The sequence below is a fragment of the Clostridium sp. UBA4395 genome, assembly GCF_002390995.1.
Classification (GTDB): Bacteria; Bacillota; Clostridia; order Clostridiales; family Clostridiaceae; genus Clostridium_J; species Clostridium_J sulfidigenes.
Window position 1 is genome coordinate 1 of record NZ_DGRF01000030.1, and the last position, 22,609, is coordinate 22,609.

Here is a 22,609-nt window from a genome sequence, read left to right on the forward strand (position 1 = left end):
TATTATTTTTACTATTTATTTAAAATATAGTATATCAATTTATATTTTTATTATAGGTAAGCACACAACAATATCATTATTACTGCTACCTATTTATAATGTATTTAGTCTTATTATCAAAATACTAATCCCTTGAAACCTGCATGAATAAAACAACTATTTAACTAGTTAACTAGTTAAATAGCTAAATAGCTAAATAATTAGCTATATAAAAGGTAACCCATATAAATATTTATATATTTTCTTCTATAAAACCTTGCTATATATTGACTACTGTAATTTTCTTTTTTAGAAATATACCTATCTATCAAATACATTATCATAAAAAAATGATGTAGTGATTGTGTTCATCACTACATCATTTAACTTACTATTAAAGATTTTTATCATCTATACTTCCTAAGTATTTATCTATCTCACCAGTTACTGAGCTTACGCATCCTTCTTCAAATGGTGAAATTAAATTAGCATGTTTAACTAGATTTACAAATGACATTGTACCTCCAACATTACATAATCTTAAATAATCTTCCCATGCTTGTTCATGATTATCTTGATCTTTTTTCCAAAATTGAAGAGCACATATTTGAGCTAGTGTATAATCTATATAATAAAATGGACTATTAAATATGTGTGCCTGTTGGAACCACCATCCACCTCTTTCTAAGAAATCACATTCTTCATAATTTTTATGAGGTAGATATTTTTTCTCAATATTTCTCCATGCCTTTTTCCTTTCATCTGGCGTAGCATCTGGATTCTCATATACAAAGTGCTGGAATTCATCTACTGTTACACCATAAGGAATAAATTTAATAGCATCTCCTAAATGAGAGTATTTATATTTAGCTTCTTCATCTTCAAAGAAAAGTTTCATCCATGGCCAAGTGAAAAATTCCATGCTCATTGAGTGAATCTCACAACTCTCATAAGTTGGGAAGTTACATTCCGGAATAGAGATCCATCTACTTCTATAACATTGGAATGCATGACCAGCTTCATGAGTTAATACATCTACATCTCCTGAAGTACCATTAAAATTTGAAAATATAAACGGTGATTGATAGTTTGGTATATAAGTACAGTATCCGCCACCTTGCTTGCCCTTTTTAGTAACTAAATCCATTAAGTCATTTTCTATCATGAAATCAAAAAATTCTTTAGTTTCAGCTGAAAGTTCAGAATACATGTTTTTACCATTATTAACTATCCATTCCGGATTTCCTTTAGGTTTAGCATTTCCAGTTAAAAATTCAAACTTTTCATCATAATATTTAAGTTGATCTAACTCTAACCTTTCTACTTGTCTTTTATATAGTTTATTTGCTATCGGTACTATATAATCTTTTACTTGATCTCTAAATTTACTTACCATTTCTGAATTGTAGTCAGTTCTTAACATTCTCACATATCCAAGTTCTACAAAGTTTTTAAATCCAAGCTTATGTGCTATGGTAGTTCTAATCTTAACCATCTCATCATATAATCTATCTATTTCTACTTCATTATCTGTAAAGAACTTATACTTAGCTTCACTAGCACGTCTTCTCATATCTCTATCTTCTGACAATATAAATGGAGTTAATCCTGATAAGTTTCTTTCTTCACCTTCAAACATAATTTTAGCTGAAGCTATAAGTTTACTATATTCTGATGATAGTTTATTTTCTAATTGTAAATCCTTTATTACTTCTTTAGAAAATGACTTTATATTATATTCTGCTATACTAAAGAATTGTTTTCCAAATTCTTTTTCTAATTCTAATCTGAATTTACTATTTACAATAACTTTATAAAATTCTGAGTTTATTTCGTTATATAGAGGATCATATTCATCCCAATATTCTCTTTCTTTACTATAAAACTCATCCTCAGTATTTATACTATATCTTATGTTAGCTATAGTACCTAAAGTAACTATTTCATTTCTAATTTCATTAATTTCATTAATAAGCTCTTTAACTTCGATTATGTTGTTACTCTCATTTGTTTTATATATTAGACCCATTAATTTTTCTTTTATTTTTTCATAATTTGGTCTTTCATATTTAAATTCATTAAATCCCATACATACACCCCCCTTTGATAAATAAATTCTACCATTTTAAAAATATTCTGTAAATACATTTTTTGTTTTTTTTAAATTTACATATTAATTCCCTCTATTATATCCATCAGTTTAAAAAAGGAGCGTAGCTACTAACTTATTAAAAAGTTATTTTACCACACTCCCTTTTCCCTATCTAAGATAATTCAATATTATTAAGAATAACACCCCTGGTATACCAAGTATTCCAGCTATAAGTGCTGTTATTGCATTAATAGGTATTACTAGTCCAAAGTTTCCACCTACTAAATTTATTAACCACAATAATATACCCCCAGCTATTCCGTTAACAATTAAGTTTAATAAAACCTTTAGTGGCCATGCAAATATTTTACCAATTATAAATATTGCAACTATAGCTATTATAAAAAATATAATGTTTGGCATTTTCATCCCCCTTATAATTAAAATTATTTTAGTAATCATTAAAATAAAATCTTATGCTTAATTTCTAAATAATTTTATCTATTAATAAATTTATTAGTTATTTTACTTTATATTACCACTTATTGCAATAATTTAATTCTTCTATCATACAATCAACACTCACTGTTATTCCACTTTTCTTTGCTTGGTTTAGAAAATATACATATTTAGCTTTAGCTTCATCTTCTTTATATATAGATATATCTATTAAACTTTTATCACTAACATTATCGAAGCAACTTCTAGCAACTTCGATTTCCGCTATTGAGTCCTGTATTCCTTTGATTATTTCACGCTGCTCAGGTGTATAAATATTCTTAGCTAGTATAGTCTCTATTATTTTATCTCTGTTCATAATAATACCTCCATTATATATACTTAAATATATTTTTGACATATAATGGATGAGATATACTTGTTATTTGAATTGTATGTTATATAAACAGAGTTATTTGCTTCAGAGGATGTTTTACTCCCATTTTGAAGAGGATGAAGTATTAGAGCTGGTAGTCATCGGATAAAAAAGACTTGTGAAAATATATCAGTTATTCTCACAAGTCTCCTGTATAAATAATTATATTTCTTTTCTACCTTCTAGGGCTTTAGATAAAGTAACTTCATCTGCATATTCTAAATCTCCACCTACTGGAATTCCATGAGCTATTCTTGTAACTTTAACTCCAAAAGGTTTTAATATTTTTGATATATACATGGCAGTTGCTTCACCTTCTATGTTAGGATTTGTTGCAACGATGATTTCCTTTAAATCATTATTTACCCTAGTTATCAATTCTTTTAACTTTATGTCATCTGGTCCTCTACCTTGCATTGGAGATATTGTGCCATGAAGTACATGATATACCCCATTAAATTCTCTGACTTTTTCAATGGTCATTATATCTTTAGGTTGCTCAATTACACATATTGTACTTTTATCTCTATTAGGATTTGAGCATATAGCACATGGATCACTATCAGTAAAATTTCCACATATTGAACAATACTTTATTGTACCTCTTGCCTTCACTAATGCATTAGCAAATTCTTCAACCTCATCTTTAGGAAGATTTAAAACATGCAATGTAAGTCTTTGAGCAGTTTTACTTCCTATCCCCGGTAGCTTTCCAAATTCCTCAATTAGTTTTTCTATAGCTATAGGATAAAAATCCAAATTAGTCACCTCTATTAAAACATTCCTGGTATATTAAGTCCACCAGTTAGTTTTCCCATAGATGAATTAGTTTCTTCTTCTGCTTTCTTCAAAGCTTCATTTACAGCTGTTAAAACTAAATCTTGTAACATTTCTACATCATCTGGGTCAACTACTTCTGGTTTAATTATTATATCTTTTAATTCTTTTTTACCAGATACTCTTACTGTTACAGCTCCACCACCAACAGATGCTTCAAACTCTTTATTTTCTAAATCTTTCTGAGCTTCCTCCATTTGTTTTTGTAGTTTTTGTGCTTGCTTCATTAAGTTATTCATATTTCCACCCATTCCTGGAAATCCGCCTTTTGCCATTGTAATACCTCCTAAAAATTATATTTCATTATAACTAGTATATAATATTATATTATAATGTAACCACCAATTTATTAAAACCTTTAAATTTTATTCATCACATATTTCCACTAATGCCTCGGGAAATATATCTGATAGTATTTTTTCTTTATTAACTTCCCTATTTATATTATCATTTTCTATTTCATAAGTAACATGAACCTTCTCATCTAATACCTCTGAGAATATATCATTTATAATCTTTCTATATTCTTCTCTTTCAAGTCTTTGTTTATGAAAATTATATTCCTTTGTAAAGCCGACGGTAATAACTCCATTCTTGAATTTCTCAACTTTTCCCATCATTAACGCTGTAGCTATTACCATATTATTTTTTTGCTTAAGGATATTTTGAATATCTTTAAAAGACTTTCTAATAATTTCAACATTTAGCTTACTTTCTCCTGCTGCAATTGGTAATTCTATATTTTCATTATTAAGCTCTACTGGTTTGCTTGTTTCAACTTTAGTTATACTTGGATTTATTTCTGGTCTTATTTCCTTTACTTCTTTTATTGCACTTTGTACTGTAATATTCCCTGATGCAATTTTATCCTCTAATCTATTAAGTCTAGCTAATATAGTTTCCATGGATGTATCATATTTTATCTTACACATTTTTATTATTGCTAGTTCTAAATATATTCTAGCCTGCTTTGTACCCTTAGAGCTATCTTCGGCTTCTTGAAGTATACTTATACACCTCATGATTTCCTCTACTCTAATTCTAGTGCTTTGATTTTTTATACTTTCTATGTTTTCAATAGACATATCCAATACATCTTCTAAATTATTACTTACATTTATCATTAATAGATTTCTCATATGAGTAATCAAATCTCTAATTAGTAAGTTAATATCTTTTCCATCCAATATTAATTTATTTACTACTCTTATGCATCCCTCTGTATCTCGATTTATAACATTATCTACTATAGTCACCATGCTGTCATTAGTAGTTATTCCTAACATATCTACTAAATCCTCATATCTAACTATATTGTTTATTGATATAGCTTGATCTAATATGGATAAAGCATCTCTCATTGCTCCATCACACATTCTAGATAATAACCTTAAGCTACCTTCTTCAATGTTTACTGATAATGAATCGGTTATTTGTTTTAACCTTAAAAATATATTTTCACTACTTATTCTCTTAAAATCAAACCGTTGACATCTTGATAATATTGTTATAGGAAGCTTTTGAGGATCAGTAGTTGCTAATATAAAAATTACTCTACTTGGTGGTTCTTCTAATGTCTTAAGAAATGCATTAACTGCACCAATAGATAGCATATGAACCTCATCTATGATAAACACCTTATACTTAGCTTCTTGTGGTGGATATTGAACATCATCTATAATATCCCTTATATTATCAACACTATTGTGAGATGCTGCATCTAGCTCTGTTACATCTATAGCTGTGCCTTGGTTTATACTTTTACACATCTCACATTCATTACATGGTTCACCTTCTATAGGGTTTAAACAATTTATTGCCTTTGCAAGTATCTTTGCTGTTGAAGTTTTACCCGTTCCTCTAGTTCCGCATAGTAAGTATGCATGAGCTATCCTATCGCTTTTTATGGCATTTTTAAGCGTTGTAGTTATATGCTGCTGTCCAACTACGTCGCTAAATAATTTAGGTCTCCACTCTCTATAAAGTGCTTTATATCCCATGTATCCTCACTCCTTACATTAAAATTTCTAAATAAATATATATCTACAATACTTCTTAATTATTTATTCTACTCAAAAATAATTCTTATCTTATCTATTATAATACTTCTCATAGTTATATTCTATATTCTTTACTAACTTATATTAAGTAATCAATTATATATATCTAGTTTTTCTAAAATATTTCAATATAAACTAACTCATTTAATTTATATTTCAAATTAATTATTTAAAAAAGGATAAAAAAAAAGATGTCTTTAACATCTTAAATAAAAAAATAAAGTCGTACACCTTGCTTCGATAATCAGTTTATATGCGTTACCTATACAGTTAACTCAAACCAGGTTAATCCACGGCACATGGAAGGTCTCACTTATCGCTGCTTCCTTCCAGACCTGACGAGGTTCATGAGTTTCCATTGCGTGGGACCCAGTTATCAACGCCACTTATATAGGCCAGACCATACAAATTGATACCTCAGCAAGGAATTCAATCCTGCTGTAGCGGATTGCAGGTTACAGGGCACCGCTAACTCCCCATCTAGTACGACATGGCGGAGAGAAGGGGATTCGAACCCCTGATAGAGTTGCCCCTATACACGCTTTCCAGGCGTGCTCCTTCGACCACTCGGACATCTCTCCATATCGTGTATTCATTATTATACTATTTAAAATCATTACTTTCAAGTAAAACTTATTTAAAAATATATTCCAATTGTAGTATAATTTCATTAGGATTAACAAAGTTTTCAATTTAAATTAATAATATATATATACTTATCATAAAATAATATGAATGGAGGTAGTTGTTTATGATTAATTATGAAATTAAAGGTGGGTCCATGCCAGTAGCTATCTGTTACCTAAATAGTGGAGATAAAATTGTCTCTGAATCAGGAGCTATGGGTTGGATGAGTGACAATATAATTATGGACTCTAACATGAAAGGTGGCCTATTTAAAAGTATAGGAAGATCTCTATCAGGAGAAAGCTTATTTTTAAATACCTTTACTTGCTCAGGAAATGTAGGGAAAATAGCATTCCCCTGTTCTGTGCCAGGTAGAATAATGGCTAAAGAGCTTCAACCTAACGAATCTATAATTTGTCAAAAGGGTGCTTTCATGGCAGCTGAAGATTCTGTAAGTCTTAATATTCATTTTAAAAAAAGATTCTCTAGCGGCTTATTTGGTGGCGAAGGTTTTATCCTTCAAAGAATAACCGGTCCTGGAACAGTTCTTTTAGAATTTGATGGTCATGTTGAAGAGCTTAACTTAAATCCTGGAGAAAGAATAAAAGTAGATACCGGCCATGTAGCTGCTTTTGAACCAAGTGTAAATTTTGATATTGAAATGGTTAAGGGACTAAAAAACATATTCTTTGGTGGTGAAGGCTTATTTTTAACAACACTAACAGGTCCTGGAAAAGTATACCTTCAAACTATGCCTCTTCAAAATTTAGCAGGTAAATTGTCTTTTTATCTTAATACTGGTAGTACTAATTTAAGAGATTAAATATCTTTATAGTGCCAAATAAAAATAACCTTTTAGATAATCAATATTTACAAAAAATATTTTATTATCTAAAAGGTTCAATTTTTTAAATATGTGTAATTGTACTATTCTTCTTTCTGTATATTATTATAAGCCCTACAATCCATATAAGTACTCCTATAATACTTACAATTTGAGCTGTTCTAAGCCCAAACATCATTAAGCTGTCTGTTCTAAGTCCTTCTATAAAAAATCTTCCTATAGAATATAGCCCTATATAAGTTAAAAATACAACTCCATTCTTTTTAACCTTGTGTAACATATAGAATAGTATAAAGAATACTACTAAATTCCAAATTGATTCATATAAGAATGTAGGATGATAGTAAGTTCCATTTATATTCATACCACTTTGTATGAACTCCGGAAACTTACTTATAAAAGCTTCTGTTACAGGTCCACCATGTGCCTCTTGATTAAAGAAATTCCCCCATCTTCCAATGGCTTGGGCTAATATAATACATGGTGCTGTCATATCTAGTGCGGATGAAAGCTTTATACTTTTTCTCTTTGTACATATATACACAACTATTACTGCTGCAATTAGTCCTCCATGAATAGCAAGGCCACCTTGTCTAATATTAAATATATCCATCAAATTATCCTTATAATATCCAAACTCGAATAATACATAATAAAGTCTTGCACCAATTATGGAAATTGGAAATGCAATTAAGAATATAGTTAATACATCATCATAATTTATCCCTTTTAATTTACAGGTATATTGACTTAATAAAAGCGCTAACATGGTACCTGAGCATATTACAATTCCGTACCACATAACATCTAATCCAAATATACTTATGGCTACTGGATTCATCTATTCCCCTCCTTAATCCTTTTTATATTATTATAATCTATATAATTAATTATTTGTATTCTTTTAGTAATTCTTCTATAGTATGTTTACATCTCGTTCCCTTACAACTTCCTGTTCCAGCCCCTGTTGCCTTTTTTACGTCTTCAAAAGATTTAGCTCCATCAGCTATTGCCTTCTTTATAGCTGCTCTAGATACTACTTTACAGATACAAACTTTAGTATGTTTATCTAGTACTGCCTGTCTTAATGCCTCCTGTTTTGCTTGTTCTTCCATCTTTACCGTTTCTCCTTTCTCTTTTCTTTGAAAAACTCTTGTAGTAAATTGCTACATTCTTCATTATAGAGCCACTTAATATTAACCCAATGATTTAAATTTCCACTTTGAGTAATATTAAATACTGAGCCACATCCTCCAGCTCTGGGGTCAAAAGTTCCAATATATAACCTTTTTATTCTGCTTTGAACAATAGCACCAGCACACATAGGACATGGTTCTAATGTAACATACATATCACATTCATTAAGTCTCCAATCTCCTATAGCTTCTGATGCTTTTTTTATTGCAATAATTTCTGCATGGTTAGTAGGATCATTGGTATTTTCCTTTATATTATGACCTGTAGCTATTATTTTATTGTTTTTTACTATTATTGCTCCCACCGGAACTTCATTTTTACTCTTTGCAATTTTAGCTTCAATAATTGCTTGTTGTAAAAAATAATTATCCATAACTTACTCCTCTTTATTATATATAAAAAAAACTTAGTAAAGCAAGCCTTACTAAGTTTTGGTGCGCACGAGAGGAGTCGAACCTCCGGCCTTCCCCTTAGGAGGGGGATGCTCTATCCTGCTGAGCTACGGGCGCATATTACCTAATCTTTATTATAATAATATATTTATTCTTCGTCAATAGATTAATATCTATATTTTTACTATGAACCTATTCTCTTAATGTTAATTAATCAACCTATATAAACTATTATAAACTATTTAAAAATAATATATCTATAGAATTTATTATTTTCATGATTATATGCACATAATATAAAAAATCTTTTAACTTTATATATTTGTCAGAAAAATAAATGATTTATTGCAGATTTTTATTTGAATCTATGTTAAAATACTAATATATTGTGATTTTGCAACAAAAAATTCAGAGGTGATTTTATAATGAAGAAGATTAACATAACCGAAACAGTTCTAAGAGATGCAAACCAATCTCTTATTGCAACAAGACTTCCTTTTGAAGATTTTGCACCTATTCTTAAAGATTTAGATGATGCAGGATATTATTCATTAGAGTGTTGGGGTGGAGCAACCTTTGACTCTTGCTTAAGATATTTAAATGAGGATCCATGGGAGAGATTAAAGAACATAAAGAAAATAGTTACTAAAACCCCTCTTCAAATGTTATTGCGAGGACAAAATATTTTAGGATATAAACACTATCCAGATGACGTAGTTAGAGAATTTATTAAAATGTCTGTTTATCACGGTATGGATATAATAAGAATATTTGATGCATTAAATGACTTTGCTAATATAGAAGTTGCTATGAATGAAACTATAAAGCAAGGTGCTCATGCACAAGGAACTATAGTTTATACTGTAAGTCCAATTCATGATGTTAAAAACTATACTAAACTGGCAAAACAACTTGAAAATATGGGGGCAAACTCTATTTGTATAAAGGACATGGCTGGCCTTATAATGCCTTCTATAGCATATGACATAGTTAAGAGTATAAAGGAAACTGTTAAAATTCCAGTATTTTTACACTCTCACAGCACAAATGGTATTGCTGAAATGGCTTACTTTAAAGCTGCAGAAGCTGGTGTAGATGGAATTGACTGTTCAATTTCTTCATTCTCTAGTGGTACAGCTCAACCTCCAACAGAATCTATGCATCATGCACTAGAAACTGCTGGATTTGAAACAGGTCTTAATATAGGTACCTTAACTCAAATTAATAATTTCTTTAAACCAGTTAGATCAAAAGTTTTAGAAGATGGATTACTAGATCCAAAGGTATTAACTCCTCAGCCTGAAGGACTTACAAACCAAATACCTGGAGGAATGTTATCTAATATGATTTCTCAACTTAAAGCTCAAAATTCTATTGATAAGCTTGATGCAGTTCTTGCAGAAGTTCCTAAAGTAAGAGAAGACTTAGGATTCCCTCCACTTGTTACTCCAATGAGTCAAATGGTTGGAACTCAAGCTACAGTTAATATATTAACTGGTGAAAGATATAAAATGGTTCTTAAAGAGGTTAAAGCTTATTGTAGAGGAGAATATGGTAAGGCTCCTGGGGAAATAAATGAAGCAGTTCTTAAAAAAGCTCTTGGAAATGATACTCCTATTGAAGGAAGATATGCTGATACTTTAGAACCAGCATTCCAAAAGACAAAAGAAGAACTGAAAAATATAACAACTAGTGAAGAAGATATTCTTTCTTACTTAGCCTTCCCACAAATAGCCGAAGAGTTCTTTAAAAAGAGAAGTGAAAAGCCATCTAATGATGATATGAGGAAACTAACTAATAGTGAAGTAATATAAAACTTATTTAAATATCTCCAATTAAGATACATTATTATATCTTAATTGGAGATATCTTTATATACCTAATATATTTTCTGTTATAATATCATTATGTTAAATTTAAGATAAATCTGGAGTTGATATTATGATAAAATACTATGATAGAAAAAATAAGACCTATTGTGAAGAAAATGTAGCTGGTGGAGATATACTTAATTTTATGTACAGTAACCCAGTTGCTAAAACTTTTATACCCAAAATTGCAAGTGGAAAATTCTTAAGTAAGCTCTATGGAATGGGCTGCGATAGTAAGTTTAGTAAAAAATATATACACCCCTTTATAGATAGATTCAACATAAATATAGATGAATATGAAAAAAATATAGATGAATATAGCTCCTTTAATGACTTTTTTTATAGAAAACTTTCAAAACACAGTCGTAATATCTGTAAAGATGATGAATCATTTATCTCTCCCTGCGATGGTAAGCTATTAGCTATAGAAAAAATTGATGAGAATTCTAGCTTTACAGTTAAAGGATTTAAATATACCCTTAATGAGTTATTGCAAAATGAAGAATTAAGTAAGAATTATTCTAATGGTACTTGTTTAATATTTAGATTATGCCCAACTGATTATCACAGATTTCACTTTGTTGATTCCGGAACTTGTTCTAAATCCACATTTATAAAGGGTAAATATTACTCAGTTAACCCCGTAGCTCTTGAAAATATAAGTAAGGTTTTTTCAGAAAATAAAAGAGAGTATAGTATTCTAAAAAGTGATAATTTTGATGATGTTATCTACATAGAAGTAGGTGCTACCTTTGTTGGTTCTATTATTCAAACCTACTCCTCATCATCCAAAATTAACCGTGGAGATGAAAAAGGGTATTTTAAGTTTGGTGGCTCAACAGTTATAATTATACTAAAGGAAAATATATTAAAATTAGATGAAGATATATGTTATCAAAGCAATTTAGGAGTAGAAACCTCTGTATATATGGGAGAAAAAATAGGAGTAAGAATTTAAATTCTTACTCCTATTTTTTATAATCTAAACTTAAGTGTAGTATTATTTAATTTATCTGCATTTTCCTTATTTTCTATAGCAGTACTTTTTATACTCTCAATATTTCCTACTATATCCATAGTTTTAGATGATATAGATGATACTCCCATAGCTCCCTCTGTAACAGTTACTGATACTTCATCTATGGCAGTAACAATTCCTTCTATAGCTTGATTTAGTACTGCAGCTTCACTGCTAAACTCATTCATAAAGTTGTTGAATTGATCTGCATCTTTTTCGTACAAAACTCCTTGCTCTATATTTTTATCATAATCATTAATTACTTGTTGTTCTATGAAATTGCTCATACGCCCAGCACTAAGAGCCAATTCCTCTACAGATTTATTTACTATTTTAACTATTCTTTGTATATCTGCTGCTGTTTTACCAGACTCTTCAGCTAACTTTCTAACTTCATCTGCAACTACAGAGAACCCTCTTCCTGCTTCTCCTGCACGAGCAGCTTCTATTGCAGCATTTAAAGCTAATAAATTAGTTTGTTGAGTTATCTTAAGTATAGAATCAGCTAACTTATCAATCTGCTTAACTTCCTTAGAACTTGTTATAGCAACTTCCAACTCACTTTTTACACTATTATAAATATCATTGGATTTTTCTTTAGATTCTATAGCACTTACTTTTATGCCCTGAGCTCTCTTAAGAATATCCTTAGTTATTTCATATCCTTCTAATGCTTCACTAGCTATATTCTGTACACTCTTAATCATTTCAGTAGAAGATGCAGCAATTTCTTGAGAAGTTGCTGATGTTTCTTCTATACCAGATGATACACTTTCAGTTTCAAATAATGTTTCATCTGCTTTAATTTTTAATGACTCTGTAGATTCTTCTACTATATTAGCGTTATTAGTTAATACTTCAGTAGTTGCTGCAATATCTCCAACAACTTCCCTTAACACTTCCCTCATATTTATAATAGATCTATATATAAGACCTATTTCATCCTTAGACTTAATTATAGCTAAATTATCATTAGTTAAATCTAACTTAGCTGTTTTATTAACCAAAGCGGCAACAGTCACTATAGGATTTATAATTACATTTGCCATTACCATTATTATAATAGAACCTATAATAACTATAGCTAATGCTACTAATGCTATTTGTTTAACCATTGCTATTACCGGTTTTCTTATTTCATTACTATTAGCATCTATAACCATAGTCCAATTTGTCCTAGGTACTAATCCAAAAGATGACATTACTTTATTGCCATTTATCCTATATTCTACTGATCCAACTTCTACATTGCTTCCCTTCATAGCCTTATCTACTATAGCCTTTATTTCAGTTATATCTATTGTTTGCCCAATTTTTTCTTTGTTTGGATGATATATTATATTTCCTTTTTCATCAATTAGATATGCATAACTATTTTCTATCTGTCCAATTTTTATATTTTCAATATAAGTAGAAAAACTCTCAGCATAAACATGTAATGCTATATATCCTACACATTTACTATAGTTATCTTCATCTAATACAGGATACGTAAATACTAAAACTCCTTTATCACCAGCAACGGATTTAATTGTATTACTTATCCACTTACCCCCACTAGAACTAGTACTGTGATAAGAATTATCAACTTCATTAGCTCCAACTAAGGATTCTTCACTATCAGCTACTATATCACCTTCTGGGCTAACTAATGATATTCTATCTACATGTTTATTATCAGATATATATGACTTAAAGCCTTCATTTATATTTTTAACATCTTCTTTACTATTTTTTTTCTGAGCATAATTTAATAAGATATTAAGATTATCCTTAGAATTTGATAGAGCAAAAGCCTCATTAGTAACTTTATCCATCATAACAGATATGGTTTGTATAGATGATGTAGTTATACCCTCCATATTTTCTGTACTCTGACTTGAAATCGTCTTTGAAGAGTTTATGTACATAATTGTACTAGTTATTATCATTGATACTATTGTAAGACCTATCATACTAATTAATATTTTTCTTTTAACACTAGTTCCTTCAACCTGTAATTTTCCTTCTTTATAAACCTTAGCTGTAGATTTTATACTATTTATATTGTTACTTATATCATTAATTTTATCCTTATCTATTTTGTTACTATTTCTAATTTTTTTACTAATGGAGTTTTTATGTCTAATTGTAATTTTGCTAAATGCATTCTTAATACTTTTGCTTATATTTTGAGATGTACTTTTTAAATTAAATAAACTATGTTTCCTTCTTTTTAAAGTCTTATCAGACTTTCTTTTAATCATAAATATACCCCCATATATTAATAATTTATATAGTAATTATCGTGCGTAAAAATCTATACTAAATACACATTATACATATTATGTAACTAACATTAAATATATTTATCTATAATTAAATTAGTTGAATTATATAATAATTTACATACATAAACTCGTTATATAATTATTATATATGGATTTTCCTAGATTTAAAGTCGAAATTTATCATATCCCTCTTATATATTTATATAAAAATAAAAAAGCCATTGCAAATTAACTGCAATGACTAAATATGGCAGGGTGTGTAGGAATCGAACCCGCAATATACGGTCCGTAGCCGTATGTTATATCCATTTAACTAACACCCCAAAAGATTATTTAAATAACTATTATATAATAACATAGAATCCTCATGATTTCAATAATTATTTTTTAATTCTATTATACCTTATTGAGTCCAAAAAAAAAATCGAATTCTTAAGAATTCGACTTTTAAATATATCTTGGCGGAGAAAGAGGGATTTGAACCCTCGCGACGGTTGCCCGACCTACGCCCTTAGCAGGGGCGCCTCTTCAGCCACTTGAGTATTTCTCCAAAAAATAAAAAAATGGCGGAGAGATAGGGATTCGAACCCTAGGTACGCTCACACGTACGCCGGTTTTCAAGACCGGTGCCTTAAACCAACTCGACCATCTCTCCGTAGAATTATTAAAATCATACTCCGATTTTAAATATTTAATTTTCATAGGTTATTTTTAAATGGCGGAGAAAGAGGGATTTGAACCCTCGCGACGGTTACCCGACCTACGCCCTTAGCAGGGGCGCCTCTTCAGCCACTTGAGTATTTCTCCAATTTAAAAATATGGCGGAGAGATAGGGATTCGAACCCTAGGTACGCTCACACGTACGCCGGTTTTCAAGACCGGTGCCTTAAACCAACTCGACCATCTCTCCATTTCCTACAAGGGTTATTCTATCAAGAAATAGCCCTTGTGTCAATATTTTTTTGAAAAACTTTTATATAAATTGTAATTTTTTTATCTAGTTATCTTTTCACACCCCATATATGTTCTTAATACCTCTGGTACTGTAACACTACCATCTTCATTTTGATAATTCTCAAGAACTGCAGCTAAAGCTCTTCCTATAGCAACCCCTGAACCATTTACTGTATGAACAAATTTAGGTTTAGCTTTTGGGTCATCTTTATATTTTATATTAGCACGTCTTGCTTGGAAATCTTCAAAGTTGCTACAGCTTGATATTTCTACATACTTATTATAACTTGGCATCCAAACCTCAATATCATATTTTAAAGCAGCAGTAAACCCTAAATCTCCTCTGCATATTTTTACAATCCTATATGGAAGTCCTAATCCTTGTAACACACTTTCTGCATCTTGAACTAATTTATTAAGTTCATCATATGATTCTTCTTCTTTTGTAAATTTAACTAATTCTACTTTATTAAACTGGTGCTGCCTAATTAATCCTCTAGTATCTCTTCCAGCAGATCCAGCTTCTGACCTAAAGCATGCACTATATGCTGCATATTTTATCGGAAGTTTATCTCCTTCAAGGATTTCATCTCTGTAAATATTAGTTACAGGTACTTCTGCTGTAGGTATTAAAAAATAATCTGTATCACTAACTTTAAAGGCATCTTCTTCAAACTTAGGTAACTGACCTGTTCCAGTCATACTATTTCTATTTACCATATATGGAGGAAGTATTTCATCATATCCATTTCTACCAGTATGAGTATCTAAAAAATAATTTATTAATGCTCTCTCTAATCTTGCTCCAAGTCCCTTATAAACAGTAAATCTAGACCCTGTAATTTTTCCAGCTCTTTCAAAATCCAACAAATTGTTTTCTGTACCTATAGTCCAGTGTTCTTTAGGATTAAAATCAAACTTTCTTATCTCTCCCCACTTTTTAATTTCAACATTATCCTCATCATCACTACCATTTGGAACTGAATCATGAGGTATATTAGGTATCCTCATCATTATATATTCTATTTTTTGATCTATTTCATTTAAGTCCACATCATAGTTTTTTATTGTATCTGAAAGTAATTTCATTTCCTTCATAGTTTCTGATACATCTATACCTTGTTTTTTTAACTTAGGAATTTCTGCAGAAGTTTTATTTCTTTTATTTTTTAATTCTTCTACTTCTATTAATATATTACGTCTCTTTTGGTCAAGCTCTACAACTTCATCTATAAGCGATAAATCAAAACTCTCTCCTCTATTTTCCATTTTTACTTTAATTTCATCTGGATTATTTCTTATTTTCTTTAAGTCTATCATTGTTATTCCTCCTACCCTTTTCTTATAATTATATTTTGATATAAATAAAAAGCCTTTCACCCCACCTAAGGGACGAAAGACTCCGTGTTACCACCCTAATTGAATAAAATTAATTATTCCACTCACAAATTTAACGACAAACTTAATGCCGTACTGCTCATCACAGTCCCTCAGAGGCGGATTCGTAATAATATATATATCAGTTTACACCAAACACTGACTCTCTTACATATATGATTAGTACTACTATTCTCTTCAATGGTTTATAATTTATTTCATTAAATATATGTCTATATTATTCCCTAACATATTTTTTGTCAATATTAATATTAATTTTTGTAAGCATATTTAGTACACACTATATCTACGCCTGTATTAAGTATATTCTTACATATAACATCTCCTTCTGATGTCTGTGGTCCCACATATATTCTACTTAAACACTTAGAGCATTCAAGCCATAAACTTTTATCTATAGGTTCGCTACTCTTTACTGAAACTACCCTACGCTCTGCAGAACCTTTTACTCTTACTATAGTTGTTAATATATCCTTATCCTTCACTTTTTATTACCTCACATTTCATCAAATTCTTTTATTCTTGATAATAAAATGGTTGAATCCTTTGAATTATTAACCACTTCTGTAACTCTTTTATCCATTTCTCTTGCCAAAATTTCAATTATTTTATCCTTGCAGTAACACCCATCACAACTTCCAAATCCCGCTCCTGTTCTCCTCTTTACCCCGGTTACTGTTCTAGCTCCTAAAGGTCTTCTAATAGAGTCTACAATCTCACCTTCGCTAACTCTTTCACACTGACATATAATACGTCCATACTTACTGTCTAATTTAATAATTTTATTTCTTTCTTCATTTGATAGATTTTTAAATCTAAAATATTCTCTTCTCTTATCATTAAAATCCTTTTTAAATTTACAATTTAACTTTTCAACTACTATTTTTGATATGTTCAAAGCTAAATATGGAGTTATTGTAACCTTAGCATAATGATTAACCTTAATATTTATATACCCACTGTTAATAATATCATCTTGTATAATAATGGGTTCATCAAAAAGGCGCCAATCTCTTACTACTTTTATATCATTTTCACTAATTTCTTTAGTAAGAGGTTTTATCTTTTCAATAACTTTATCATAGTGAACATTTTTATAGTTACTATAAGCCCCTATTGTTTCATTGTTAATTGTAGGTCTTATATATATTCTTTCATTTTCTCTTACATCAAAAATTATGTTAGAATATAACTTTTCATAAGGCTTATCAATAACCACATATTTCATATATTTCCCTTTATCATCTTCTTTATTATTCTCATTAACTAATTGTAGATTTTTATCTTTGGTTGTATCAATAACTATCTTACAAGTAAATTTATTTTTACTTGTTTTTATCTTGAACCCTTTATTTATACTATTTATAGATTCAACCTCTTCTTGTAATCTAAAGTTAACTCCATTATCAAAAGCAATTTCACCATAAGCTAAAGCTAAATCATATGAGCTTATTACACCTGTATTAGGTATATATATTGATTTTATTATATTTCCTTCTATATTAGGTTCATACTCCAATATTTCTTTTCCTATAAGAAGTTTTACATCATCTATTTTTTTTGCTTTAGCTCTTTCATACATTTTATCAATACTTATAGCCTGAATTTCATTTCTTGCTATATATAAGGTTCCACACCTCTTATATGGAACTTTAAATCTTAATGCATACTCCTCCATTAATAAATTGCCTTTTCTAATAAGTTTAGATGATAATTCATCCTCACATTCTAGTCCATCATATATTGTTGCTGTGTTTATAGAAGGTGTATCATTGCATATATCATAATCTTTTTCTATAACTGCAATATTAAGGTTATATTTTGACAATTCATAAGCTATAGCACAACCTATAATTCCTCCCCCTAATATCAATACATCATAATCCATAATTTCCTCCACCTATGCATGTTATTACTACTTTATATAAATTATTCTAGCCACTCTATCTTCCATTTTACTACGAAAGCTCTAGAGCGGCTAGTCATGTTATTTATATAAATTTATTTTGATAATTCGTCAATTAATTTTCCTATTTGATTTATATACTCACCATACTTTGCCCAGTCTCCATTTTTTTGAGATTCAATAGCATTTGTATATGCTTCTTTTAATTTTCCTAAATAATCGGAATTTAAGTTTCCTTCTTGTTTATTATTTTCTATACCTTCATTATTAGAGTTATTGTTATTTCCCTCAGCCTCTAGATTAAACATCTTAGTAATAGCAGTTCCTATATCTTTTTCAAGTATTAGTTTATCTCCGTAACCAACTATGACATTTTTCATTTCAGGTATGCTATTTTCACCAGAAGCTCTCAAATAAAGAGGTTCTACATATAACAAGGAGTTTCCTATTGGTATTATTAAAACCTCTCCAAATTGAACCTGAGAACCCTTAGTATCCCAAAGTGATAATTGTTTAGATATTTCTGGATCCTGGTTTATTTTTTGTTTAAATAACATTGGACTATATATTGTTCCTCCCGTTGGAAATTTATATAAAAACATTTTTCCATAATTATCTCCATCCATTCTAACACCAAACATACCTACCATATTATCTCTATCTTTTGTATTGAAATACTCTAAAATAACCATCTCTTCTTTATCTTCTCCAGCTAATTTAGTAGTAACATATGAAGCTTCGGATTTTACTTCATCACCTTCAATTGTAGCTACATCACTAGCTATAGACCAAATATCATCCCCATTGTAGAAAACTCCAGGATCTGAAACATGGTACTTAGACAACATTTCACTCTGAATTGCAAATAAATCTTGCGGATATTTAAAGTGAGCTTTAATTTCATCTGGTAAAGTACTTAAGTCTGTAAATAGCTTAGGAAATATCTTAGCATAGGTTGCAACTATAGGATCTGTATTATCTGTTATATAAAACTTTGTTGTTCCATCATATGCATCAATTATAACTTTAACTGAATTTCTAATATAATTTATATCTCCCATAGGTTGTGAAAATGGGAACTTGTCGCTTACAGTATATGCATCTATAATCCAATAAAGCCTATCATTGTTTATAACTACATATGGGTCTTCATCATATCTTAAAAAAGGTGCAACTTTATTAACTCTTTCTACTATATTTCTATGAAGTAGAATTTTACTATCACTAGTTATATCTTGGGATAATAAAAATTTACTATTTTGTTCTTTAATAGCAAATATAATTCTGTTTAGATAACTCATGGATATACCAGCATTACCGTCATAATTATTAGTAGCATTTTCGCCACCTATTGGATAATCAATTTCTCCAAGCTTTGTATTTACTATACTATAATCATTAGTGTTCTCACCAAAATATATCCTTGGATTTTCTAATGAAATATCCGTTTCATTTTCAATAGGTATATTGCTCATAATAAAATCAGGTTGTCCTTCACTTGTTACCGAGTTAACCTTACTCATAACAACCCCATATCCATGGGTATATGATAAATGTCTATTTTGCCAGGTAATAGAATTTTCATCTAACTTTTCAAAATCAATTTCTCTCGGTGCTATAAATACTTGATTATAGTTTCCATTAATATTATATCTATCAATATCTATATCATTAAACTTATAATAATATCTTATATATTGAAATTGATTATAAAATTCTAAAGCAGGTCGATATGCATTAACCTTAATATTTTCAACTATATCTTTATTTTGTTTTATACCTGTAGCATCTAAATCATTCTTTATCTCAAAATTATTTTCATCAATTTCATCAATGTTATAAGCCATATTAGTATACTCTATATTCTTGGATATATAAGGTTTTTCTAATGTTTTTTCATTGGAATTAACAATAAATTGTTGAACAACTCCAGCTGCAACACTTTCCCCAATCATCAGTACAAAAACTACTATTACTGAAAATATTATTGGTTTAACTTTTTTAAACAATATACTTAAAAATATTAATACAGCAAAAATAATTGAAACTATGGAAATCACTTTATAGAATTTTAAAGATACGTTTACATCTGTATAACTTGCTCCAAAAACTATACCCCTAGGAGAATATGCTAAGTTCCACCCTTTTATCATATATCCTAAAGATATAACTAACATAAGTAATGCAGCGATCACTGCAAGTTGTTTTCCTGCAAAACTTGTTATACCACTAGTCATAGATTTAAAATTTACAACCTTATCTGATCTATCAAAGTGATTATTAATTTTATCCTTAACATTTAAAATAATATAAATTATAAAAGTAGCTATTACAAGTAAAACTAATAATGAAATTATACTACTATATAAAGATTGTATTAAAGGTAACTTAAATGTAAAAAATGAGATATCCTTATTAAATATAGGATCATTAATATCAAATTTTGTAGAGTTGGTAAATTCTAATATTTTATACCAATATATATTTGCAAAACTAAAAGAAAAGAATAAAGATATAATAAAATTTATTCCTAAAAAGATTTTAAACCTTTTTTTCTCTTTAACTTTATCAATTTCTACTATCTCTTTTAACTTTCTAATATTAGGTATTAAACTTTTATAATATAGTGTTATTCCAATAAATATTACTAAAAATGTAGGAACCATTAGTTTCATTATAGATACTAGCTTAGTAAAATAAATAGAAATATATCCCAATTCACTGAACCATTGATAGTCAACTATTATACTTATTCCAGCAACAGTGAAAAGTAATATAATTATTATTATAGAAACTATACTCCCGATAGCTTTCTTCTTCAAAATATTCACACCCCTTTTTATAATTCTTTAATCAAAAATCCTTTTTTATTTAATTCCTCTACTATATTTGATAAAACTCTATCATTTTCACATATTATTGTATGAAGATGAACTCCATTTGTTAATGCGCTTAAAGGTTCAGCTTCATACTGCTTAAAATTACTATAAAAATTTTCAATATCCATCATATTTTTAAGCATAAGCATAGCTCTTATTTCTCCATAAAGAGGATGTTCAACTATTACATCTTCTACAATTGCACCATATTTAACAATAGTCTCAAGCTCATTTTTTACTTCTTTCCTTCCATGATTAACAGCTATAATTTTCTTTATGCTATTGATATTTTCTTTTAAAGCCATATATCCTTTTGGTGTAGATATTATATCTACACCCTCAGCTCTTATAATAGCTATATCCTTAACTATAATTTGACGAGTAACTTCAAACATTTCTGCTAATATCTGACCTTTTACAGGTTCTTGAGATTGTATTAATAGATTCTTTATTTTTTCTCTTCTCTTTGCGCTTGTCATAATCCCCTCCATGTATAAACATATATTATTTAAATAATAGTATATCATATACCCATGTATATTATTGTATTTTTTCTTTCATTATTAAATATTTCTTTACTTATATTAATTATATGTATTAATTTCTATCATCATACTTTCGTAAAATATCTAGCCATTTATTTTGTATTTTATAATTATGATGATTTCTTATAATATTCAAAAATTCTTTATCATATCCTTTTCCTTTTAAAATTTTATAACCTTCTTCTCCATGATTATAGAATATATATATCTTAGAATTTCTATCACTATATTTTTTTATTTTTGTTTTTGTAATGTTATTTAATAAGACTAAAATAGATTTATCTATTACATTTAGAGGAGTATGAATTTTACCAACATCATGTAATATCGCTGATTTTACAATTTCTTTATGATTAAGATTATTCTTTTTAATTTCTTCTTCAGATTCATTTGTATATATATCTCTAGCTACATTAACTGAATGTTTCAAATCATAAACAGGGAGTTTATACAGTAATTTTTTTTCATTCTCATCTAAATAATTATTAATAAACTCCCTATCTTTTTTAGTTATTTTTGCAAATATACAATTAATAAATTGTTTAACTCTATTCATACTAATTACACCATCTTTGCAGTGATTTTTTTTTAATTACTTTACATTATTATATACTTAATTAAAACAATAATATAATAGTTAATTAAATAATATAAGTATAAAAAAAAAGCAATCTATTTAGATTGCTTTTGGTGGAGATAAAGGGATTCGAACCCTTGACCCCCTGCGTGCAAGGCAGGTGCTCTCCCAGCTGAGCTATACCCCCAAATATGGTGGACCTTCAGGGACTCGAACCCCGGACCTACCGGTTATGAGCCGGTTGCTCTAACCAACTGAGCTAAAGATCCAAATGACCTGGCAACAACCT

At 29.1% G+C, this 22,609-nt stretch carries 19 protein-coding genes, 9 tRNA genes, 1 other RNA gene and 1 other annotated feature; of the genes, 3 read left to right on the forward strand and 26 right to left on the reverse strand.

The genetic code is table 11. The features are described 5' to 3' along the window. Positions 1 to 373: 373 nt before the first annotated feature. The 8 genes from B2694_RS04190 to B2694_RS04225 form a co-directional block, all read right to left on the reverse strand. A complete protein-coding gene (locus tag B2694_RS04190; protein WP_346884708.1) occupies positions 374 to 2,068 on the reverse strand; it encodes a M3 family oligoendopeptidase in 1,695 nt (564 codons plus the stop codon). Between the two features lie 171 nt (positions 2,069 to 2,239). Beyond that, positions 2,240 to 2,500 carry a pro-sigmaK processing inhibitor BofA family protein gene (locus B2694_RS04195; RefSeq protein WP_346849257.1) on the reverse strand — a complete coding sequence of 87 codons (261 nt, stop codon included), beginning with the start codon at positions 2,498 to 2,500 and terminating at the stop codon, positions 2,240 to 2,242. A 106-nt stretch (positions 2,501 to 2,606) separates the two neighbouring features. Next, positions 2,607 to 2,888 (reverse strand): DUF2508 family protein, encoded by a 282-nt coding sequence (locus tag B2694_RS04200; protein WP_346849258.1) that lies wholly within the window; start codon positions 2,886 to 2,888, stop codon positions 2,607 to 2,609. Positions 2,889 to 3,107: 219 nt separating this feature from the next. Continuing rightward, a complete protein-coding gene (gene recR, locus B2694_RS04205) occupies positions 3,108 to 3,704 on the reverse strand; it encodes a recombination mediator RecR (protein WP_150843613.1) in 597 nt (198 codons plus the stop codon). Between the two features lie 14 nt (positions 3,705 to 3,718). Beyond that, a complete protein-coding gene (locus tag B2694_RS04210; RefSeq protein ID WP_035134633.1) occupies positions 3,719 to 4,057 on the reverse strand; it encodes a YbaB/EbfC family nucleoid-associated protein in 339 nt (112 codons plus the stop codon). Between the two features lie 90 nt (positions 4,058 to 4,147). Next, positions 4,148 to 5,782, reverse strand: coding sequence for a DNA polymerase III subunit gamma/tau (gene dnaX / locus B2694_RS04215; RefSeq protein WP_346884709.1), 1,635 nt, complete (start codon positions 5,780 to 5,782; stop codon positions 4,148 to 4,150). A gap of 283 nt (positions 5,783 to 6,065) precedes the next feature. Beyond that, an RNA gene (ffs, locus tag B2694_RS04220) (signal recognition particle sRNA large type) lies at positions 6,066 to 6,331 on the reverse strand. Positions 6,332 to 6,333: 2 nt separating this feature from the next. Beyond that, positions 6,334 to 6,423, reverse strand: a tRNA-Ser gene (locus B2694_RS04225). Between the two features lie 170 nt (positions 6,424 to 6,593). Here B2694_RS04225 and B2694_RS04230 point away from each other — a divergent pair. After that, positions 6,594 to 7,292, forward strand: coding sequence for a TIGR00266 family protein (locus B2694_RS04230; RefSeq protein ID WP_346884710.1), 699 nt, complete (start codon positions 6,594 to 6,596; stop codon positions 7,290 to 7,292). 85 nt (positions 7,293 to 7,377) lie between these two features. Here B2694_RS04230 and lgt read toward each other — a convergent pair whose 3' ends face one another. The 4 genes from lgt to B2694_RS04250 all read right to left on the reverse strand — a co-directional run bounded on the left by lgt (position 7,378) and on the right by B2694_RS04250 (position 9,019). After that, positions 7,378 to 8,154 (reverse strand): prolipoprotein diacylglyceryl transferase, encoded by a 777-nt coding sequence (gene lgt / locus B2694_RS04235; RefSeq protein ID WP_035134637.1) that lies wholly within the window; start codon positions 8,152 to 8,154, stop codon positions 7,378 to 7,380. A 49-nt stretch (positions 8,155 to 8,203) separates the two neighbouring features. Further along, positions 8,204 to 8,428 carry a (2Fe-2S)-binding protein gene (locus B2694_RS04240; protein ID WP_035134638.1) on the reverse strand — a complete coding sequence of 75 codons (225 nt, stop codon included), beginning with the start codon at positions 8,426 to 8,428 and terminating at the stop codon, positions 8,204 to 8,206. Between the two features lie 2 nt (positions 8,429 to 8,430). Continuing rightward, the gene (gene tadA, locus B2694_RS04245) at positions 8,431 to 8,883 is read right to left on the reverse strand and encodes a tRNA adenosine(34) deaminase TadA (RefSeq protein ID WP_346884711.1); all 453 of its coding nucleotides are present in this window, start codon (positions 8,881 to 8,883) and stop codon (positions 8,431 to 8,433) included. Between the two features lie 59 nt (positions 8,884 to 8,942). Next, positions 8,943 to 9,019, reverse strand: a tRNA-Arg gene (locus tag B2694_RS04250). A 308-nt stretch (positions 9,020 to 9,327) separates the two neighbouring features. Here B2694_RS04250 and B2694_RS04255 point away from each other — a divergent pair. Both B2694_RS04255 and B2694_RS04260 read left to right on the forward strand, forming a co-directional pair. Continuing rightward, positions 9,328 to 10,716 carry a pyruvate carboxylase subunit B gene (locus B2694_RS04255; protein ID WP_346884712.1) on the forward strand — a complete coding sequence of 463 codons (1,389 nt, stop codon included), beginning with the start codon at positions 9,328 to 9,330 and terminating at the stop codon, positions 10,714 to 10,716. A gap of 127 nt (positions 10,717 to 10,843) precedes the next feature. Then, positions 10,844 to 11,731: a phosphatidylserine decarboxylase gene (locus B2694_RS04260; protein ID WP_346884713.1), complete on the forward strand. Its 888-nt coding sequence runs from the start codon at positions 10,844 to 10,846 to the stop codon at positions 11,729 to 11,731. Positions 11,732 to 11,748: 17 nt separating this feature from the next. On the opposite strand, the gene B2694_RS04265 is transcribed toward B2694_RS04260, so the two are convergent. The 14 genes from B2694_RS04265 to B2694_RS04330 all read right to left on the reverse strand — a co-directional run bounded on the left by B2694_RS04265 (position 11,749) and on the right by B2694_RS04330 (position 22,589). Next, entirely contained in the window at positions 11,749 to 14,037 is a 2,289-nt protein-coding gene (locus tag B2694_RS04265) for a methyl-accepting chemotaxis protein (RefSeq protein ID WP_346884714.1), read from the reverse strand. A 272-nt stretch (positions 14,038 to 14,309) separates the two neighbouring features. Beyond that, positions 14,310 to 14,384, reverse strand: a tRNA-Arg gene (locus B2694_RS04270). Positions 14,385 to 14,520: 136 nt separating this feature from the next. After that, positions 14,521 to 14,611, reverse strand: a tRNA-Ser gene (locus tag B2694_RS04275). Positions 14,612 to 14,625: 14 nt separating this feature from the next. Beyond that, positions 14,626 to 14,716 (reverse strand) — tRNA-Ser (locus tag B2694_RS04280). Between the two features lie 61 nt (positions 14,717 to 14,777). Continuing rightward, positions 14,778 to 14,868: transfer RNA gene (locus B2694_RS04285), tRNA-Ser, on the reverse strand. Positions 14,869 to 14,880: 12 nt separating this feature from the next. Further along, positions 14,881 to 14,971 (reverse strand) — tRNA-Ser (locus tag B2694_RS04290). Positions 14,972 to 15,054: 83 nt separating this feature from the next. After that, the gene (gene serS / locus B2694_RS04295; protein WP_346884715.1) at positions 15,055 to 16,335 is read right to left on the reverse strand and encodes a serine--tRNA ligase; all 1,281 of its coding nucleotides are present in this window, start codon (positions 16,333 to 16,335) and stop codon (positions 15,055 to 15,057) included. 65 nt (positions 16,336 to 16,400) lie between these two features. After that, positions 16,401 to 16,603: a binding site (T-box leader), on the reverse strand. A gap of 61 nt (positions 16,604 to 16,664) precedes the next feature. After that, complete coding sequence (locus B2694_RS04300; protein ID WP_035135636.1) at positions 16,665 to 16,898, reverse strand: DUF1667 domain-containing protein; 234 nt, start codon at positions 16,896 to 16,898, stop codon at positions 16,665 to 16,667. An 11-nt stretch (positions 16,899 to 16,909) separates the two neighbouring features. Then, on the reverse strand, positions 16,910 to 18,301 hold the full coding sequence (locus B2694_RS04305; protein WP_346884716.1) for an FAD-dependent oxidoreductase: 1,392 nt from the start codon (positions 18,299 to 18,301) through the stop codon (positions 16,910 to 16,912). Between the two features lie 113 nt (positions 18,302 to 18,414). Then, positions 18,415 to 21,141, reverse strand: coding sequence for a UPF0182 family protein (locus tag B2694_RS04310; protein WP_346884717.1), 2,727 nt, complete (start codon positions 21,139 to 21,141; stop codon positions 18,415 to 18,417). 17 nt (positions 21,142 to 21,158) lie between these two features. Next, positions 21,159 to 21,677, reverse strand: a complete 519-nt coding sequence (locus tag B2694_RS04315) for a transcription repressor NadR (protein WP_346884718.1) — start codon at positions 21,675 to 21,677, stop codon at positions 21,159 to 21,161. Positions 21,678 to 21,795: 118 nt separating this feature from the next. After that, a complete protein-coding gene (locus tag B2694_RS04320) occupies positions 21,796 to 22,299 on the reverse strand; it encodes an HDIG domain-containing metalloprotein (protein ID WP_346884719.1) in 504 nt (167 codons plus the stop codon). 132 nt (positions 22,300 to 22,431) lie between these two features. Then, positions 22,432 to 22,507 (reverse strand) — tRNA-Ala (locus tag B2694_RS04325). Between the two features lie 5 nt (positions 22,508 to 22,512). Next, positions 22,513 to 22,589, reverse strand: a tRNA-Ile gene (locus B2694_RS04330). Positions 22,590 to 22,609: the final 20 nt, after the last annotated feature.

Bases quoted from the DNA above. Each gene is read 5' to 3' on its own strand.
- B2694_RS04190 (WP_346884708.1), bottom strand. From the start codon at position 2,068: ATGGGATTTAATGAATTTAAATATGAAAGACCAAATTATGAAAAAATA.
- B2694_RS04195 (WP_346849257.1), bottom strand. From the start codon at position 2,500: ATGAAAATGCCAAACATTATATTTTTTATAATAGCTATAGTTGCAATA.
- B2694_RS04200 (WP_346849258.1), bottom strand. From the start codon at position 2,888: ATGAACAGAGATAAAATAATAGAGACTATACTAGCTAAGAATATTTAT.
- B2694_RS04210 (WP_035134633.1), bottom strand. From the start codon at position 4,057: ATGGCAAAAGGCGGATTTCCAGGAATGGGTGGAAATATGAATAACTTA.
- dnaX (WP_346884709.1), bottom strand. From the start codon at position 5,782: ATGGGATATAAAGCACTTTATAGAGAGTGGAGACCTAAATTATTTAGC.
- B2694_RS04230 (WP_346884710.1), top strand. From the start codon at position 6,594: ATGATTAATTATGAAATTAAAGGTGGGTCCATGCCAGTAGCTATCTGT.
- lgt (WP_035134637.1), bottom strand. From the start codon at position 8,154: ATGAATCCAGTAGCCATAAGTATATTTGGATTAGATGTTATGTGGTAC.
- B2694_RS04240 (WP_035134638.1), bottom strand. From the start codon at position 8,428: ATGGAAGAACAAGCAAAACAGGAGGCATTAAGACAGGCAGTACTAGAT.
- tadA (WP_346884711.1), bottom strand. From the start codon at position 8,883: ATGGATAATTATTTTTTACAACAAGCAATTATTGAAGCTAAAATTGCA.
- B2694_RS04255 (WP_346884712.1), top strand. From the start codon at position 9,328: ATGAAGAAGATTAACATAACCGAAACAGTTCTAAGAGATGCAAACCAA.
- B2694_RS04260 (WP_346884713.1), top strand. From the start codon at position 10,844: ATGATAAAATACTATGATAGAAAAAATAAGACCTATTGTGAAGAAAAT.
- B2694_RS04265 (WP_346884714.1), bottom strand. From the start codon at position 14,037: ATGATTAAAAGAAAGTCTGATAAGACTTTAAAAAGAAGGAAACATAGT.
- serS (WP_346884715.1), bottom strand. From the start codon at position 16,335: ATGATAGACTTAAAGAAAATAAGAAATAATCCAGATGAAATTAAAGTA.
- B2694_RS04305 (WP_346884716.1), bottom strand. From the start codon at position 18,301: ATGGATTATGATGTATTGATATTAGGGGGAGGAATTATAGGTTGTGCT.
- B2694_RS04315 (WP_346884718.1), bottom strand. From the start codon at position 21,677: ATGACAAGCGCAAAGAGAAGAGAAAAAATAAAGAATCTATTAATACAA.
- B2694_RS04320 (WP_346884719.1), bottom strand. From the start codon at position 22,299: ATGAATAGAGTTAAACAATTTATTAATTGTATATTTGCAAAAATAACT.